We start from the raw sequence: 15,409 nt of genomic DNA, 5'->3' as shown, positions 1-15,409 counted from the left end.
TTGTTTTGACAAACGATTACGCGCTGGCTAGTATCGACCGAAATTTTCCGCCAATCAGCTGATTTTTAAGCAAATTCCATCGACCAATGCAGCATCGATCCCTGACCCAGGCATGCGCGCGCACCATCGCCGGGCTGTTCATCGGCGCCCTGTTTGCAGCAGCTCCCGGCGCGTTCGCCGACGAAGTCAGCAGTTTTAACCAGAATGTCACGAATTCGACGCAGAACGCGTCGAGTTCCTCCCTCCAGCAGACCAGCGCGCAGCCGTCGAGCGGCGGCGCGAAGTCGTTCCTCGCGGGCATGGCCGGCAAGGCAGGCGACGTGGTCGTCGGCGCGCTGAACATGATCGGCGTGCGCTATCGCTGGGGCGGCAACTCGCCGGATTCGGGCCTCGACTGCAGCGGCTTCGTGCGCTACGTGTTCCAGGACACCCTCGGCATGTCGCTGCCGCGTCGTGCGGAAGAGATGAGCCGCGTCGGCGAGAAGGTGAGCATGAGCAACCTCAAGCCGGGCGACCTCGTGTTCTTCAACACGATGCGCCGTACGTTCTCGCACGTCGGCATCTATATCGGCGACAACAAGTTCGTGCACTCGCCGTCGACGGGCAGTACGATCCGCGTCGACGATCTCGACAGCGGCTACTGGGAAAAGCGATTCACCGGCGCGCGCCGGCTCGAATCGGAGTTCCCGATGAAGCCGGAAGACCTGCGTCAGCGCGTGCGCGCGACGATCGGCGACGATTCGGCGAACGGCAACAACTGACGTTCGACGGCCGGTCCGGCCGGATCGAAAAAACCCTGTCACCGAAAGGCGGCAGGGTTTTTTGTTTTGGCGCGGTGCAAAAAACGGTGAGCTGAAAACCGTTTCGCCGTTGGCAGGCCGGCGGCGCGCGCCGGCCCGCGCATCGCGTGGTTACGCGGCAGCCACGCCGCGTGCTGCCGCGAGCTTGCGCTGCAGTTCCGGCATGATCCGCGCGACGGCTTCCTCTCCTGCGAGAATCGCCGCGTTGCGCTGGTTGAAGTCGCTGCCGCCCATCGCGTTGAGATTCGGACGGATCACGACGTCCGCGTACTTGTCGAGTTCGTAGGTCTTGATCGTCTGGCCCATGATCGTGAAGGTCTGCAGCAGCATCTCGATCGGGTTGTTGGTTGCCGCGCCGTCCGGCCGGGACGAGATGTCGACCGCGATCACGAAGCTCGCGCCCATCTTGCGCGCATACGACGCGGGCACCGGGCTCACGAGGCCGCCATCCACATACTCGCGGTTGCCGATCTTCACCGGCTCGAACACCGACGGCACGCTGCACGATGCGCGCACGGCGAGCCCCGTATTGCCTTGCTGGAACAGGATCGGCTGGCCGTTCTGCAGATCGGTCGCGACGATGCCGAGCGGCTTCGCCATCTTCTCGATCGGCCGGTTGTTGAGTGTCTTGTTCAGGAAGTTCTGCAGCGCGACGCCTTGCAGCAGCCCGCGCGAGCGGAACGGCAGCGCCCAGTCGCTGATCGCCGCCTGATCCATGTCGAGCGCGATCTTGTTGATCTGCAGTGCGCTCATGCCCGATGCATAGAGTGCGCCGACCACCGAGCCCGCGCTCGTGCCCGCGACGATCTCGATCGGGATGCCACGCGCCTCGAGCGCTTTCAGCACGCCGATGTGCGAGAAGCCGCGCGCGGCGCCGCCGCCGAGGGCGATGCCGATCTTCACGGGCTTTTCCTGCGGCAGCGCAGCGCCGGGGCGGGATTTGTCGCCGAACGACGTGCAGGCGGCGAGGCTGGCGGACGCGGCGGCGATCGTGAAGTGGCGGCGCGACAGGCGAGGGGACGACATCGAATGGTTCTCCGGCGGCTTGGCGGCGGGTTACACGGCCCGCGGCGGCGATAGGTTCCGAGCGGCCGCGCAGGGGTTCCGTGCGGCCGGCGCCGCGCCGGCTGGCGGCCGCGGCGCGCACATCATAAAGCAAGCGGCGCGCTTGGCGCGATGTCCGGCGCGAGTATAATTCCGGCTTCTTTCCCGTTCCGGGCGTCGCCGGCCCCTTGCTGTCCGGGCTGCCGCCGTCGATCCCGCGTCGAATCATTCATGCGCCCCAGGCGTTCGAGTTACCGTTTATGACCCGTCCTGTCCGTACCCGCTTCGCGCCGAGTCCCACCGGCTTCATCCACCTCGGCAACATCCGCTCCGCGCTCTATCCGTGGGCGTTCGCCCGCAAGATGAAGGGCACGTTCGTGCTGCGCATCGAGGATACCGACGTCGAGCGTTCGTCGCAGGAAGCGGTCGACGCGATCCTCGAAGGGATGCAGTGGCTCGGCCTGGATTTCGACGAAGGCCCGATCTACCAGATGCAGCGGATGGACCGCTATCGCGAGGTGCTCGCGCAGATGCTCGAGAAGGGCCTCGCGTACCCGTGCTACATGTCGGCCGAAGAACTCGACGCGCTGCGCGAACGCCAGCGCGAGGCCGGCCTGAAGCCGCGCTACGACGGCACGTGGCGTCCGGAGCCCGGCAAGGTGCTGCCGGAGCCGCCGGCCGGCGTGAAGCCGGTGCTGCGCTTCCGCAATCCGTTGACCGGCACGGTCGTGTGGGACGACGCCGTGAAGGGGCGTGTCGAGATCTCGAACGAGGAACTCGACGACCTCGTGATCGCGCGCCCGGACGGCACGCCGATCTACAACTTCTGCGTGGTGGTGGACGACATGGACATGGGCATCACGCACGTGATCCGTGGCGACGACCACGTGAACAACACGCCGCGCCAGATCAACATCCTGAATGCGCTCGGCGGCGAGCCGCCCGTCTATGCGCACTTGCCGACCGTGCTGAACGAGCAGGGCGAGAAGATGAGCAAGCGGCATGGCGCGATGAGCGTGATGGCGTACCGCGACGCGGGCTTCCTGCCCGAAGCCGTCGTCAACTATCTCGCGCGCCTCGGCTGGTCGCACGGCGACGCCGAGATCTTCTCGCGCGAGCAGTTCGTCGAGTGGTTCGATCTCGAGCATCTCGGCAAGTCGCCCGCGCAGTACGACCACAGCAAGCTGAGCTGGCTGAACGCGCATTACATCAAGGAAGCCGACAACGCGCGCCTCGCCGAGCTGGCGAAGCCGTTCCTCTCCGCGCTCGGCATCGACGATGCGGCGATCGCGACGGGCCCTGCGCTCGAAGCGGTGGTCGGTCTGATGAAGGATCGTGCGACGACGGTCAAGGAGATCGCGGAAGGCGCCACGATGTTCTACCGTGTGCCGGCACCGGAAGCCGATGCGCTTGCGCAGCACGTGACCGATGCGGTGCGTCCGGCGCTGGCCGATCTCGCTGCTGCGCTGAAGGCGGCCGACTGGACGAAGGAGGCCGTGTCCGCCGCGCTGAAGTCGACGCTCGGCACGCACAAGCTGAAGATGCCGCAACTCGCGATGCCGGTGCGCCTGCTGGTGGCGGGTACGACGCATACGCCGTCGATCGATGCGGTGCTCGTGCTGTTCGGTCGCGATGTCGTGGTGTCGCGCATCGAGGCGGCGCTGGCCTGAGGTTCGACGGCGAGCGAAGCTGCCCGAGCGTGACATCGCGGCAGCTTCGCAAAAAATTTCGCTCGAATCGCAAAAAGGGTATTTACAAGTTCGAAGTAGCTCCATATAATCTCATTTCTGTTCTGCAAGGGGGTATAGCTCAGCTGGGAGAGCGCTTGCATGGCATGCAAGAGGTCAGCGGTTCGATCCCGCTTACCTCCACCATCAGAACAAGCTGGGTTGATTTGCGAAGCAGTGGTAGTAATAAATGCTTCACAAAATGATTCAAAGCAGTTAGAATTTCGGCCTTCGCTGTTGATTGAAAAATGAATAGCGAAAGTCAGACAGATCTGAAAAGATTTTGTCCCCTTCGTCTAGAGGCCTAGGACATCACCCTTTCACGGTGAGTACAGGGGTTCGAATCCCCTAGGGGACGCCAGATTCAGCGGCGTTTCGTAGAAATGTCGCAACGCTTGCAGGAACGTAACCGACGTCCTGCAGGTGAGGGTAAGAAAGCTGGAGCGGTAGTTCAGTCGGTTAGAATACCGGCCTGTCACGCCGGGGGTCGCGGGTTCGAGTCCCGTCCGCTCCGCCAGAACGAAGCCCGTTCAAGACGTTTTTGAGCGGGCTTTTGTATTAAGGATGTAAGCAGTACGTTGTCCCCTTCGTCTAGAGGCCTAGGACATCACCCTTTCACGGTGAGTACAGGGGTTCGAATCCCCTAGGGGACGCCAGATTCAGCGGCGTTTCGTAGAAGTGTCGCAACACATGCAGGAACGTGACGATGTCCTGCAGGTGTGAGTAAGAAAGCTGGAGCGGTAGTTCAGTTGGTTAGAATACCGGCCTGTCACGCCGGGGGTCGCGGGTTCGAGCCCCGTCCGCTCCGCCAGAACGAAGCCCGTTCAAAGAACGATTTTTGAACGGGCTTTTGCATTAAAGATGTAAGCAGTACGTTGTCCCCTTCGTCTAGAGGCCTAGGACATCACCCTTTCACGGTGAGTACAGGGGTTCGAATCCCCTAGGGGACGCCAGATTTCGGCGTCGTTCGAACAAACGATGCGCCGGCAGGAAGCAACCGACGCCTGCCAGGCAAGTAGCAAGACTGGAGCGGTAGTTCAGTCGGTTAGAATACCGGCCTGTCACGCCGGGGGTCGCGGGTTCGAGTCCCGTCCGCTCCGCCAAAAAAATGAAGAAGCCCGCCTTGTGCGGGCTTTTTCATTTGCGTTTCCGGTTGCGCCCGCTGGCGGGCGCGTGACTGCGGAGTGGAGGAAGCTGCCTGCGCAGCTTCCGGCGGGACTCGAAGGGATGCGCGTGCACGCGCAGCCGCGGCCTGCGGGATGTAGGCGAGTCCCGTCCGCTCCGCCAGAAAATGAAGAAGCCCGCCCTGAGCGGGCTTTTTCATTTGCGTTTCCGGTTGCGCCCGCTGGCCGCGTAACCGCCGGTCATCCTGTGTCGAGCCGCTACGAGAAATCCGCGATTGCATCCGCACGCGACTGCGCTATCGTGGCGGCATGCGTTCTTGACCCCTGCGCGATGCTCGATCCGACCGACCTGCGACTCCTTTATCAGCTCCGGCCCGCGGAGGCTGGCGATTTTCCGTTTGCCGAAGCGCTGACGCACGGCAACATGGGCGGCTACTACAAGCGGCATGGGCTCGTGTGGCGCAGTGACCTGTTCTACGCGAGCTGGCGCGATTCCGAGAACTTCATCCTGGAAGCTGACGGCGAGCGCATCGGCGTGCTGCGCGTGACCGAGGAGGGCGACTCGCTGCACATCCGCGACGTACAGATCGCGGCCGGTCACCGCGGGCAAGGCGCCGGCACCTACTTGCTCGACATGTCGCACCGCTGGGCGCGCGCGCGCGGGCTGCACGAACTGCAACTGCGCGTGTTCGTCGACAATCCAGCCGCGCGTCTCTACCTGCGCATGGGCTATCAGGTTACCGGGTCGCGGCTCGCGCAACTGGGCTCGATCCGCCACATGGTGCGACCGGTCTGAAGTCCTGACGACCTGGCGCGAGGCGTTCAGCGGGCAGCGTCGATCGCGTCGTCGTCGGGGGTTTCGTCGTCCGCGCGGCTGCCTTCCGGGCCGCGGTGCTCATAGCCGCGCAGCATGAATGCGCGCGGGCTTTCTCCGAATGCACGCCGGAACATCGCCGAAAACGCGCTCTGGCTCTGGTAGCCGAGTTCGCGCGCGATATGCGACAGCGGGCGCCCCTGGTTCAGCAACGGAATGGCCCGCGCCAGCAGCGCCTGCTGGCGCCACTGCGAAAAGCTCACACCCAGTTCCTGCTTGAAGAGCCGCGAAATCGTGCGCGTGCTGGCACCGACCTCGCTGGCCCAATGCTCGAGCGACTCCGCGTGGGCCGGTTGCGCGAGGACCGATTCGCACAGCATGCGCAGCCGTTTTTCGTCGGGCATCGGCACCGCGAGCGGCAGCGGCTCGGCGTGACTCAACTCGTCGAGCACGAGTCCGCACAGCAGGCGCTCGCGCGTGGCGCTCAGGTCGCGCGCGTCGAGTGCGACGATCAGTTCGCGCAGGAGTCCCGTCACTTCGACGACGCGGCACGCGTCGAGCCCGTCCGGCACGATCGACTCGTCGATATACAGCGTGCGCAGATACGCCTCTTCGACGATCACGACCTCATGCGTCACGCGCGGCGGCACCCAGATCGCGCGGGACGGTGGCACCATCCATGTCGTGCCGGTTGTCGCGACGCGCAGCACGCCGCGCGAGGCGTACGCGAGCTGCGCCCACGCATGCGTATGCAGCGGGATGCGGTGCCCGGTATCGACCTGCCGGGCGCGCACGCGCATCGGATGGGCGGCGGTCGGCGCGAATTCGGGCGGAATGTCGATGACGTACGGGTTCGGTACGTCGGCTTGGAACGGCGGGTTCATGGACGATTCGGGCAGCGCGGCGGCGATGCCGTTATTGTAGAAGGCGCCGCGAAAGTGCATGCGGCGGTTTGTCGGGCGATCATGCCGCGTTCAAATGAACTTTGTGTGGGGCCCCGGCGATTTTCGGACTGCCCCGGGGCCGGGCGCGCTTGCGGGTTCGAACCATCCGGCCGGTATCGTGGTCTATCGATGCGCGGGCGATTTCGCCACGAATCGCGTGCGAACACGGCAACATACGAATCAAAGAGGAGAACCACGATGCGCTACGTATTCGTCTACGGCACCCTGAGAAACGGGGAGGTCAACGACATCGGCCACGCGGCCGCCAAGTACGGGATTGCCGCGCCGACGCTGCTCGGTGCCGCCGCGCTGCCGGGCGAACTGTACGATTTCGGCACGTATCCGGGAATGATCGCCGGGTCGGCCGGCAAGTCGCTGGTCTGGGGCGACGTCTACGAGGTCGACGACCAGCTCGTTCCCGTGCTCGACGAAATCGAGCGCGTGTATCCGGGCGTCGACTCGCTGTTCAAGCCGGAAGACGTGACCGTCGAGCTCGGCGGCCGGCAGTACGCCTGCCTTTACTATCCGGTCGCCGAGCACGCGATTGCCGGGCGTCCGCGCATTGCGTCGGGCGACTGGGTTCAGCACCGGCGCGAGCGGGAAGCCGTCTGACCGGTTGCGCGGCCGCCGCGGTAGCGGATCCGGCCGCAAAAGAAAAAGCGCCCCGAGGGGCGCTTTTTTTGATGCCGTCATCGCATGCGACCGGCGCAGACGCAGGGCCGGCCCCGGTCGAGGCGGGCAGCGACGTCAGATTTCCTCGTACAGCGGCAGCGTCAGGAATTCGGTGAAGCCTTCCGACGTCGACATCTGCTCGAAGATCGCCGCGGCGCGCTCGTACGGCTGCGTGTTGCCGCCGACCGAGCGCTTCACGTTGTCGAGTTCGGCCTTCGCGAATTCACGCACGAGTTCCGCGGTGACCTTGCGGCCGTCGTCGAGCACGCCCTTCGGCGAGCGGATCCATTGCCACACCTGCGAACGGGAGATCTCGGCCGTGGCCGCGTCTTCCATCAGGTTGTGGATCGGCACGCAGCCGTTGCCGTCGAGCCATGCGCCGAGGTAGTGGATGCCGACGTTGATGTTGTTGCGCAGGCCGGCTTCGGTGATCGGCGCTTCCGGCTGGAAGTCGAGCAGGTTCTTGCCTTCGACCTGCACGTCGTCGCGCTGCTTCGCGATCTGGTTCGGCTTGTCGCCGAGCACCTTGACGAACTCTTCCATCGCGATCGGCACGAGGCCCGGGTGGGCCACCCAGCCGCCGTCGTAGCCGTCGGTCGCGTCGCGCTGCTTGTCCGAGCGCACGCCGCCCATGGCCTTGTCGTTCGCTTCCGGATCGTTCTTGATCGGGATCAGCGCGCTCATCCCGCCGATCGCCGGCGCGTTGCGCTTGTGGCAGGTCTTCAGCAGCAGCAGCGCGTACGCGCGCATGAACGGCACCGTCATCGTGATCTTCGAACGCTCGGCGAGGCAGAAATCGCGGTCGTTCTTGAACTTCTTGATGGCCGAGAAGATGTAGTCCCAGCGGCCGGCGTTCAGGCCCGAGCTGTGTTCGCGCAGTTCGTACAGGATCTCGTCCATCTCGAACGCGGCGAGGATCGTCTCGATCAGCACCGTCGCGCGGATCGTGCCGCGCGGCACGCCGACGCCTTCCTGCGCGGCGACGAAGATGTCGTTCCACAGGCGCGCCTCGAGATGGCTTTCCATCTTCGGCAGGTAGAAGTACGGGCCCGAGCCGCGCGCGAGCAGTTCCTTCGCGTTGTGGAACAGGAACAGCGCGAAATCGAAGATGCCGCCGGACACGCGCTGGCCGTCGACCGTCACGTGCTTCTCGTCGAGGTGCCAGCCGCGCGGACGCACGATCAGCGTCGCGACCTTGTCGTTCAGCTGGTACGACTTGCCGTTCTGCTCGAGCGAGATCGTGCGGCGCACCGCGTCCTTCAGGTTGATCTGGCCGTCGATCTGGTTCGTCCAGCTCGGCGCGTTCGAATCCTCGAAGTCCGTCATGTACGAATCGGCGCCCGAGTTCAGCGCGTTGATGATCATCTTGCGCTCCACGGGGCCCGTGATCTCGACACGGCGGCATTGCAGGTCGGCCGGCAGCGGCGCGACCTTCCAGTCGCCTTCGCGGATCGCCTTCGTCTCGGCCAGGAAGTCTGGGCGCTCGCCCGCGTCGAGGCGTTTCGTGCGCTCGACGCGCGCCTGCAGCAGCGCCTGGCGGCGCGGCTCGAACGTGCGGTGCAGCGCTGCGACGAGTGCGAGCGCTTCGGGCGTCAGGATTGCTTCGTAACCCGGCTTGATTTCGCCGGTGATCGCCATGCCTTGCGGCAGCGTGATCGGGGTGCTCATGAGTCTCATCTCCTTGGTCGGTCAGTTGCGGTTTCGGTGAAGGGGGAAGGCGGCAGCGCTGCGAACGTCATGCACCCGGGCTGGGGCGCGTGCGGTTTGCGGGTCTGCCGGACGGAGCCGGGGTGGCGAGGAATGCGAGCAGGTCGGCCATGCCGGAGCCGGTGCCGTCGGGCGGCGCGCCGAGTTCCTCGGCGGGCGCGCCCGTGCGGTTGAGCCAGAACGTCGTGTAGCCGAACCAGACGGCGCCGGCGACGTCCCACGCGTTCGACGACACGAACACGATGCCGCGCCGGTTCGGCCCGAACGCGTCGGTGCCGAGCGCGTAGGCGGCCGGGCTCGGCTTGTACGCGCGCACGGTGTCGGCCGACAGCACGCGATCGAACAGCCCGGACATGCCGGCGCTCTTGATCGCGATGTCGAGCATCTGCGGCGTGCCGTTCGACAGGATCCCGAGCGGCGGGCGCGGGTCGAGCGCGCGCAGCTTGCGCAGCGCGGGCACCGTATCGGGATAGGTGGACAGGCACGCGTATTCGTCCATCAGCCGCTTCTCGGCCGCGCCGTTCAGCGCGAGCCCGAGCCGGCGCGCGGCGAACCGCAGCGCATCGAGCGTGATGTCCCGGAACGGGCGATAGCGGGCGCCGGCCGGATCGGCGAGCGTGCGCAGTTGCGAATATTCGATTTGCTTGCGTCGCCACAACTGCGACAACCGTTCCCCGTGACCGGGAAACATCTGCTCCGCCGCGGCCAGGACCGCACGCACGTCGAACAACGTGCCGAATGCGTCGAAGAGGATTGCGTCGGGAGAGGAGAGTGTCGTTGTGGCCGACATAGCCTTGCGCTCCAGTTTCAGAGGTCAGGTGAATTCTATTCGTGATCGTATGTGCTAAAAAAGACGCTAAACATCACTTGATCTTTTACTTTCATATACATAATCTTGAGCGGTTTAAGCCATTTGAAGGGCGGCAGCGCGCCGCCCCCTGTGAGTCATGGACCGGTTCAAGCAGATCGAAACGTTCGCCGCGGTCGCGGCAAAGGGCAGCCTGTCGGCGGCCGCGCACGCGGAAGGTGTCGCGCCGGCGATCATCGGCCGCCGGCTCGACGCGCTCGAGGAGCGGCTCGGCGTGAAACTGCTGGTGCGCACGACGCGCAAGCTCACGCTGACGTTCGAGGGTTCGGCGTTCCTCGAGGATTGCCAGCGCGTGATCAACGACATGCAGAACGCGGAGGCGAGCGTGTCCGCCGGCGGCGTCAAGGCGAGTGGCCACCTGCGCATTTCCGCGCCGGCCGGCTTCGGCCGGCGGCACGTCGCGCCGCTCGTGCCCGAATTCAGCGTCGGGCATCCGGACGTATCGGTCACGCTCGACCTGTCCGACCGGATGGTCGACCTCGTCAACGAGGGGTTCGATTGCGCGGTGCGGCTCGGCGAGCTGCCCGACTCGTCGCTCGTGTCGCTGAAGCTCGGCGAGAACCGCCGCGTGTGCGTCGCGTCGCCCGCGTATCTCTCCCGGCGCGGCACGCCGGCCACGCTCGCCGAGCTGGCGCGGCACAACTGCCTCGCGCTCGCGGCAAATGCGAACCAGCAACGCGGCTGGACGTTCCAGGAAGACGACAAGGTCGTGTCGATCCGCGTGAACGGCACGATGGAATGCTCGGACGGTGCGGTGCTGCACGAGTGGTGCCTCGAGGGTCATGGGCTCGCGTGGCGCTCGTGGTGGGAGGTCGGCGAGGACATCGCGGCCGGCCGGCTCGTCAGCGTGCTCGACGCGTTCGCTGCCCCGCCGATCGGCATCCACGCGGTGTTCCCGCAGCGCAGGCATCTGCCGCTGCGCGTGCGGCTGTTTCTCGATTACCTGAAGCACACGTACGAGCAGCCTGGATATTGGGGCGAGTAGGCCACGCGTGCCCGCGCGTTTCCGATATGAGGGCGAACCCGCTGCGCGGCCCGGCCGCGTGCTTTCACGTCCTACAATCGAAACTGGCATGCTCCACGCGACGCAGCCGGACCGCCCGGAAGCGCGGCGCGCGGAGTGCGATTGACGAAGGAGGGCGCGATGTTCCGGCACATCCTCGTTCCAACCGACGGTTCCGAACTGTCGCAGAAGGCGATCGACGGCGCGATCGACCTGGCGCGCGCGGTCGGTGCGCGGGTTACGGCCTACGCGTGCCTGCCGCAGTATCCGTACTCGCCGTTTTCCGAAGTGATCATCGAGCCGCCCGCCGATTTCCGGGCGCGCAGCGAGCGCGAGGCGCGCGCGCACCTCGACGAGGTCGAATCGGCCGCGAAGGCGGCCGGCGTCGATTGCGACACCTGGACGAGCGTGCATCCGTCGCCGTATCTCGGCATCATCGAGGCGGCCGAACGCGGCGGCTGCGACGTGATCTTCATGGCGTCCCACGGTCGCCGCGGGCTTGGCAGCTTGCTGATCGGCAGCGAGACGCAGCGCGTGCTGACCCATACGAAAATTCCGGTGATCGTGTATCGGTAGGGCGGCGCCCTGGAAAAAAGGCGCGCCGGACGGAGCCGGCGCGCGTCATTGCTGGCGGCCCGCAGGCCGCGCGGCCGGTCGCGCGATCGGTATCGCGCGCCTGCCGTCTCCTCCCTGATTGTTGTTCGGTGGCCGATGCCCGCCGTCGCAAGACGAGGTCGGGCATCGGCATGACGCGTGGCGCGTCGTGTTTTTCTGCTTACGCGACCTTCTTGCCGTCGAAGAACTGTTCGTCCTCGGTCGAGCCGTGCAATGCGGTGGTCGATGCTTCGCGCTCGACCGTCTGCGTCACGGCGTCGAAGTAGCCGGTGCCGACTTCGCGCTGGTGCTTGACCGCCGTGAAGCCCTTGTCCGCCGCCGCGAACTCGGCCTGCTGCAATTCGACGAACGCGCTCATCTGGGTGCGGGCATAGCCGTGCGCGAGGTTGAACATCGAGTAGTTCAGCGCATGGAAGCCGGCCAGCGTGATGAACTGGAACTTGTAGCCCATCGCGCCGAGCTCCTTCTGGAATTTCGCGATCGTCGCGTCGTCGAGGTTCTTCTTCCAGTTGAACGACGGCGAGCAGTTGTACGACAGCAGCTTGCCCGGGAACTGCTTGTGGATCGCTTCCGCGAACTTCTTCGCGTACTCGAGATCCGGCTTGCCCGTTTCGCACCAGACCAGGTCGGCGTACGGTGCGTACGCGAGACCGCGCGAGATCGCCTGTTCGATGCCCGGCTTCGTGCGGAAGAAGCCTTCCACCGTGCGCTCGCCCGTCAGGAACGGCTTGTCGTTGTCGTCGACGTCGGACGTGATCAGGTCGGCCGCTTCCGCGTCGGTGCGGGCGACCAGCACGGTCGACGTGCCCATCACGTCGGCCGCGAGACGTGCGGCCGACAGCTTCGCGACGGCCTCACGCGTCGGCACGAGCACCTTGCCGCCCATGTGGCCGCACTTCTTCACCGAAGCGAGCTGGTCCTCGAAGTGGACGCCCGACGCGCCGGCTTCGATCATCGCCTTCATCAGTTCGAACGCGTTCAGCACGCCGCCGAAACCGGCTTCCGCATCAGCGACGATCGGTGCGAAGAAGTCGACATAGCCTTCGTCGCCCGGGTTCTTGCCTTCCGACCACTGGATCTGGTCGGCGCGCGTCAGCGTGTTGTTGATGCGCTTCACGACGAGCGGCACCGAGTTTGCCGGGTACAGCGACTGGTCCGGGTACATTTCGCCCGCGACGTTCGCGTCGCCGGCCACTTGCCAGCCGGACAGGTAGATCGCCTTCAGGCCGGCCTTCACCTGCTGCATCGCCTGGTTGCCGGTCAGTGCGCCGAGTGCGTTGACGAACGGCTCGTTGTTGACGAGGCTCCACAGTTTTTCCGCACCGCGCTTGGCGAGCGTGTGCTCGATCGGGATCGAACCACGCAGCCGGACCACGTCCTCAGCCGAGTAGCTGCGCTTGATGCCTTTCCAGCGCGGATCGGTTTCCCATTGCTTTTGCAGTTCCTGTGCCTGTTGCTGTCGCGACATGATGAGCTCCTTGATGCGGTGCGATGCCTGATGGGTTGACTCTGACGATGTTGAGGCTGTTCTCGAAGCCGGAAGCGGTGCGTTCGGTTTCGTGAGGTCTTGTATAAGAGTCTAGGCAAATCGACTGGAGCGGGACAGGGGGCGGGTGGAGGCGTCGGGTAAATTTTTAATTGTTTTAAATCAATAACTTGAAATTGTAATTTCGGGATAAGAAATGCTTTTTCCCATCCTGCAATCGCCCCGGTTGTGCCGCGCAGCATGATTTTTTACGACACAAAAAAATTTTCCGTATCGTGAAATGTAGGGCGGGGCGAAAAAAAACCGGCGCGGATGCGCCGGTTGGCTGGATGGGCAAGGCGGTTATCCGCGGGTCTGCCCTCCGTGGGGCGGCCCATGGCCGCCCGTGCGTGCTTACGACGCGGAGTTGCTGCGACGCGGGCCGCCGCTGCGCTGGCCGTCGCGACGCGGGCCGCCGTCGCGGCTGCCGCCCGGCTTGCCGCTCCAGCCGCCGCCATTGCCGCCACCGTAGCTGCGGCCGTTGCCGTTACCGTTGCCGCCATAACCGCCGCCCGGCTTGCCGCCGAAACGACGACCGCCGTTGCCGCCGCCCGGACGGCCACGGCCACCGGTGCCGCCGTTGCGCGGGGGCGCCTTGCGCGGCTCGAAGCCTTCGATCACGTTGACCGGCAGCGGCGAGCGCACGAAGCGCTCGATGCGCTTGAGCGCGCCTTGCTCGGCGTGGTGCACGAGGCTCACTGCCGTGCCCGAACGGCCTGCACGGCCCGTACGGCCGATACGGTGCACGTAGTCTTCCGCGAACTTCGGCAGGTCGTAGTTGAACACGTGCGTGATGCCCGGGATGTCGATGCCGCGTGCCGCGACGTCGGTGGCCACCAGCACGCGCACACGGCGCTCGCGCAGCGCACGGATCGTGCGGTTACGCGCGCCCTGCGGCAGGTCGCCGTGCAGCGCGGCCGATTCGAAGCCTGCGTCGGCGAGACGGCCGGCGAGCTGGTCGGCGTCGATCTTGGTCGCCGTGAAGATGATCGCCTGGTCGAGCGCGTCATCGCGCAGCAGGTGATCGAGCAGGCGATCCTTGTGGTCGCGGTCGTCGACGTAGTGCACGGTCTGCGCGATGTTCGCGCGCGACTCGAGGCGCTGCTGGATCTCGATACGTTCCGGATCCTTCAGCAGGCGGCTCGTCAGCGAACCGATCTTGCCGTCGAGCGTGGCCGAGAACAGCATCGTCTGGCGCGACGCGGGGGTGGCGGCGACGATCGTTTCGATGTCATCAATGAAGCCCATGTCGAGCATGCGGTCGGCTTCGTCCAGCACGAGCATCTTCAGCTCGGACAGGTCGATACGGCCGCGCTCGAGGTGGTCGAGCAGACGGCCCGGCGTGGCGACCAGGATTTCCGGGTTCTTCGCGAGCAGCATCAGCTGCTGGCCGTAGGCGACGCCGCCGAGGATGCTGACCGTGCGCAGGCGCTTCAGGTGCTTGCCGTAGGTCGTTGCGGCCGTGGTGACCTGCATCGCGAGTTCACGGGTCGGCGTCAGCACGAGCAGGCCCGGGCGCGCGACGGGTTGCGGGCGGCGCGCGCGGCGGTCGCCCTGGTTCGGTTCGCGCGGCGCGCGCGGTTGCTGCGCCTGCGCCTTCTGGAGCTGCGCGAAACGTTCGATCGCGGGCAGCATGAATGCGGCGGTCTTGCCCGAACCGGTCGGGCTCGAGACCAGCAGGTCACGGCCGGCGATGCCGGCCGGAATCGCGCGCTGCTGGACCGGCGTCGGCTTCACATAGCCGGCGGCCTGCAGCGCGGAGACGATCTCCGGCGACAACCCGAGCGACGCGAAGTTCGGCTCGTCCGACGCCGGTTCGACCGCGGCCGGTGCGGCGGCGTCGTCGAGACCGAGCGCCTGGTCGGCGATCGCGTTGAGCGGGCTGGAGTTGATGCTCGAAGTCATAACAATCCTTGAAACACAGTGGGTGAAACGTCGGCGCCAATCGCGCATACCCAAGTCGTCGGATTCAGCGAGCAAATCGGGAAACGGGGGTGCAATCCGCCGAACCGTCGGCGGATGAGGCATTAGAAGCTGTTTTGGGTGCGGCGCGCTTCAGGAGCGTGGCCGCCAGCCTGATAAGTGACGACCGTGAAGGTCGAAGCAGGAGGGGACAGGTTCTAAACCGGATTGGAGCTTAACGCTACGAGGCGCCAGGCCGGAACGGCTTGCGAGCCGAGCGCGGAAGATGACGCAGGCAGCATTATAAAGAGATTTGCTGCGCTGCGCCACTGATTTGATTGCCTATTGCGGCAGGGGGCGATTCGGTCAGGAAGCCGTGCCGTTCTTCAGCGATTCGACGAGTTCGATGTACTGCTGCTTCGCTGCATCCTGCGACGTGCCCTTCAGCGCATCCCACGCGTCGTATTTGTATTTGCCGACGATGTCGGTGAAGCCCGGCTTGTCGCCATGGGCGTCGCCGTCGGTCGCCTGCTTGAAGAGTGCGTACAGGCGCAGCAGGGTCAGGTTGCCCGGCCGTTCCGTCAGTTGCTTGACGTCGATCTGGGCCTGGTCGAATTGGGCGGTGAGTTCGCTCATCGGGTGTCTCCGTAAGGGTTTCAGGTCG

General features: G+C 65.4%; 13 protein-coding genes and 7 tRNA genes. 13 read left to right on the top strand and 7 right to left on the bottom strand.

Annotation, left to right across the window (positions count from 1 at the left end; all coding sequences use genetic code 11):
* Nucleotides 1-86 precede the first annotated feature (86 nt).
* Nucleotides 87-761 (top strand): C40 family peptidase, encoded by a 675-nt coding sequence (locus tag CFB50_RS11375; protein ID WP_069248306.1) that lies wholly within the window; start codon nt 87-89, stop codon nt 759-761.
* 150 nt (nt 762-911) lie between these two features.
* Here the strand turns inward: CFB50_RS11375 and CFB50_RS11370 are convergent, their stop codons facing one another.
* Complete coding sequence (locus CFB50_RS11370) at nt 912-1,826, bottom strand: patatin-like phospholipase family protein (protein ID WP_089425949.1); 915 nt, start codon at nt 1,824-1,826, stop codon at nt 912-914.
* A gap of 278 nt (nt 1,827-2,104) precedes the next feature.
* On the opposite strand from CFB50_RS11370, the gene gltX reads away from it, so the two are divergent.
* The 9 genes from gltX to CFB50_RS11325 all read left to right on the top strand — a co-directional run bounded on the left by gltX (nt 2,105) and on the right by CFB50_RS11325 (nt 5,491).
* Entirely contained in the window at nt 2,105-3,514 is a 1,410-nt protein-coding gene (gene gltX / locus CFB50_RS11365; protein WP_069248305.1) for a glutamate--tRNA ligase, read from the top strand.
* A gap of 128 nt (nt 3,515-3,642) precedes the next feature.
* Nucleotides 3,643-3,718 (top strand) — tRNA-Ala (locus CFB50_RS11360).
* A gap of 138 nt (nt 3,719-3,856) precedes the next feature.
* Nucleotides 3,857-3,932 (top strand) — tRNA-Glu (locus CFB50_RS11355).
* Between the two features lie 79 nt (nt 3,933-4,011).
* Nucleotides 4,012-4,088, top strand: a tRNA-Asp gene (locus CFB50_RS11350).
* Nucleotides 4,089-4,151: 63 nt separating this feature from the next.
* A tRNA-Glu gene (locus tag CFB50_RS11345) sits at nt 4,152-4,227 on the top strand.
* A 78-nt stretch (nt 4,228-4,305) separates the two neighbouring features.
* Nucleotides 4,306-4,382: transfer RNA gene (locus tag CFB50_RS11340), tRNA-Asp, on the top strand.
* A gap of 66 nt (nt 4,383-4,448) precedes the next feature.
* Nucleotides 4,449-4,524, top strand: a tRNA-Glu gene (locus tag CFB50_RS11335).
* Between the two features lie 73 nt (nt 4,525-4,597).
* Nucleotides 4,598-4,674 (top strand) — tRNA-Asp (locus CFB50_RS11330).
* 352 nt (nt 4,675-5,026) lie between these two features.
* Complete coding sequence (locus tag CFB50_RS11325) at nt 5,027-5,491, top strand: GNAT family N-acetyltransferase (RefSeq protein ID WP_179254171.1); 465 nt, start codon at nt 5,027-5,029, stop codon at nt 5,489-5,491.
* Between the two features lie 26 nt (nt 5,492-5,517).
* On the opposite strand, the gene CFB50_RS11320 is transcribed toward CFB50_RS11325, so the two are convergent.
* On the bottom strand, nt 5,518-6,393 hold the full coding sequence (locus tag CFB50_RS11320) for an AraC family transcriptional regulator (RefSeq protein ID WP_089446091.1): 876 nt from the start codon (nt 6,391-6,393) through the stop codon (nt 5,518-5,520).
* A 258-nt stretch (nt 6,394-6,651) separates the two neighbouring features.
* On the opposite strand from CFB50_RS11320, the gene CFB50_RS11315 reads away from it, so the two are divergent.
* The gene (locus CFB50_RS11315; RefSeq protein ID WP_089445884.1) at nt 6,652-7,065 is read left to right on the top strand and encodes a gamma-glutamylcyclotransferase family protein; all 414 of its coding nucleotides are present in this window, start codon (nt 6,652-6,654) and stop codon (nt 7,063-7,065) included.
* Between the two features lie 135 nt (nt 7,066-7,200).
* On the opposite strand, the gene aceB is transcribed toward CFB50_RS11315, so the two are convergent.
* Together aceB and CFB50_RS11305 are read right to left on the bottom strand one after the other, a co-directional pair.
* On the bottom strand, nt 7,201-8,793 hold the full coding sequence (gene aceB / locus CFB50_RS11310) for a malate synthase A (protein WP_089445883.1): 1,593 nt from the start codon (nt 8,791-8,793) through the stop codon (nt 7,201-7,203).
* A gap of 67 nt (nt 8,794-8,860) precedes the next feature.
* Nucleotides 8,861-9,622 carry a haloacid dehalogenase type II gene (locus tag CFB50_RS11305; protein ID WP_089445882.1) on the bottom strand — a complete coding sequence of 254 codons (762 nt, stop codon included), beginning with the start codon at nt 9,620-9,622 and terminating at the stop codon, nt 8,861-8,863.
* 157 nt (nt 9,623-9,779) lie between these two features.
* On the opposite strand from CFB50_RS11305, the gene CFB50_RS11300 reads away from it, so the two are divergent.
* Together CFB50_RS11300 and CFB50_RS11295 are read left to right on the top strand one after the other, a co-directional pair.
* The gene (locus tag CFB50_RS11300; protein ID WP_069248301.1) at nt 9,780-10,685 is read left to right on the top strand and encodes a LysR family transcriptional regulator; all 906 of its coding nucleotides are present in this window, start codon (nt 9,780-9,782) and stop codon (nt 10,683-10,685) included.
* 159 nt (nt 10,686-10,844) lie between these two features.
* Nucleotides 10,845-11,279 (top strand): universal stress protein, encoded by a 435-nt coding sequence (locus CFB50_RS11295; protein WP_031399397.1) that lies wholly within the window; start codon nt 10,845-10,847, stop codon nt 11,277-11,279.
* Nucleotides 11,280-11,478: 199 nt separating this feature from the next.
* Here the strand turns inward: CFB50_RS11295 and aceA are convergent, their stop codons facing one another.
* From aceA to CFB50_RS11280, 3 genes are all read right to left on the bottom strand, one after another.
* Nucleotides 11,479-12,786, bottom strand: coding sequence for an isocitrate lyase (gene aceA / locus CFB50_RS11290; protein WP_069248300.1), 1,308 nt, complete (start codon nt 12,784-12,786; stop codon nt 11,479-11,481).
* Nucleotides 12,787-13,197: 411 nt separating this feature from the next.
* Nucleotides 13,198-14,748, bottom strand: a complete 1,551-nt coding sequence (locus CFB50_RS11285) for a DEAD/DEAH box helicase (RefSeq protein WP_089445881.1) — start codon at nt 14,746-14,748, stop codon at nt 13,198-13,200.
* Nucleotides 14,749-15,111: 363 nt separating this feature from the next.
* Nucleotides 15,112-15,381, bottom strand: a complete 270-nt coding sequence (locus tag CFB50_RS11280; RefSeq protein ID WP_011352486.1) for an acyl-CoA-binding protein — start codon at nt 15,379-15,381, stop codon at nt 15,112-15,114.
* Nucleotides 15,382-15,409: the final 28 nt, after the last annotated feature.

This window comes from Burkholderia sp. AU33423, from assembly GCF_002223135.1.
In the GTDB taxonomy this organism is placed as follows: domain Bacteria; phylum Pseudomonadota; class Gammaproteobacteria; order Burkholderiales; family Burkholderiaceae; genus Burkholderia; species Burkholderia lata_D.
This window is presented reverse-complemented; position numbering and strand designations above follow the sequence as displayed.

Coding starts and splice junctions, on each gene's coding strand:
- aceB (WP_089445883.1), bottom strand. CDS start 8,793: ATGAGCACCCCGATCACGCTGCCGCAAGGCATGGCGATCACCGGCGAA.
- CFB50_RS11280 (WP_011352486.1), bottom strand. CDS start 15,381: ATGAGCGAACTCACCGCCCAATTCGACCAGGCCCAGATCGACGTCAAG.
- gltX (WP_069248305.1), top strand. CDS start 2,105: ATGACCCGTCCTGTCCGTACCCGCTTCGCGCCGAGTCCCACCGGCTTC.
- CFB50_RS11315 (WP_089445884.1), top strand. CDS start 6,652: ATGCGCTACGTATTCGTCTACGGCACCCTGAGAAACGGGGAGGTCAAC.
- CFB50_RS11300 (WP_069248301.1), top strand. CDS start 9,780: ATGGACCGGTTCAAGCAGATCGAAACGTTCGCCGCGGTCGCGGCAAAG.
- CFB50_RS11305 (WP_089445882.1), bottom strand. CDS start 9,622: ATGTCGGCCACAACGACACTCTCCTCTCCCGACGCAATCCTCTTCGAC.
- CFB50_RS11370 (WP_089425949.1), bottom strand. CDS start 1,826: ATGTCGTCCCCTCGCCTGTCGCGCCGCCACTTCACGATCGCCGCCGCG.
- CFB50_RS11295 (WP_031399397.1), top strand. CDS start 10,845: ATGTTCCGGCACATCCTCGTTCCAACCGACGGTTCCGAACTGTCGCAG.
- aceA (WP_069248300.1), bottom strand. CDS start 12,786: ATGTCGCGACAGCAACAGGCACAGGAACTGCAAAAGCAATGGGAAACC.
- CFB50_RS11325 (WP_179254171.1), top strand. CDS start 5,027: ATGCTCGATCCGACCGACCTGCGACTCCTTTATCAGCTCCGGCCCGCG.
- CFB50_RS11320 (WP_089446091.1), bottom strand. CDS start 6,393: ATGAACCCGCCGTTCCAAGCCGACGTACCGAACCCGTACGTCATCGAC.
- CFB50_RS11375 (WP_069248306.1), top strand. CDS start 87: ATGCAGCATCGATCCCTGACCCAGGCATGCGCGCGCACCATCGCCGGG.
- CFB50_RS11285 (WP_089445881.1), bottom strand. CDS start 14,748: ATGACTTCGAGCATCAACTCCAGCCCGCTCAACGCGATCGCCGACCAG.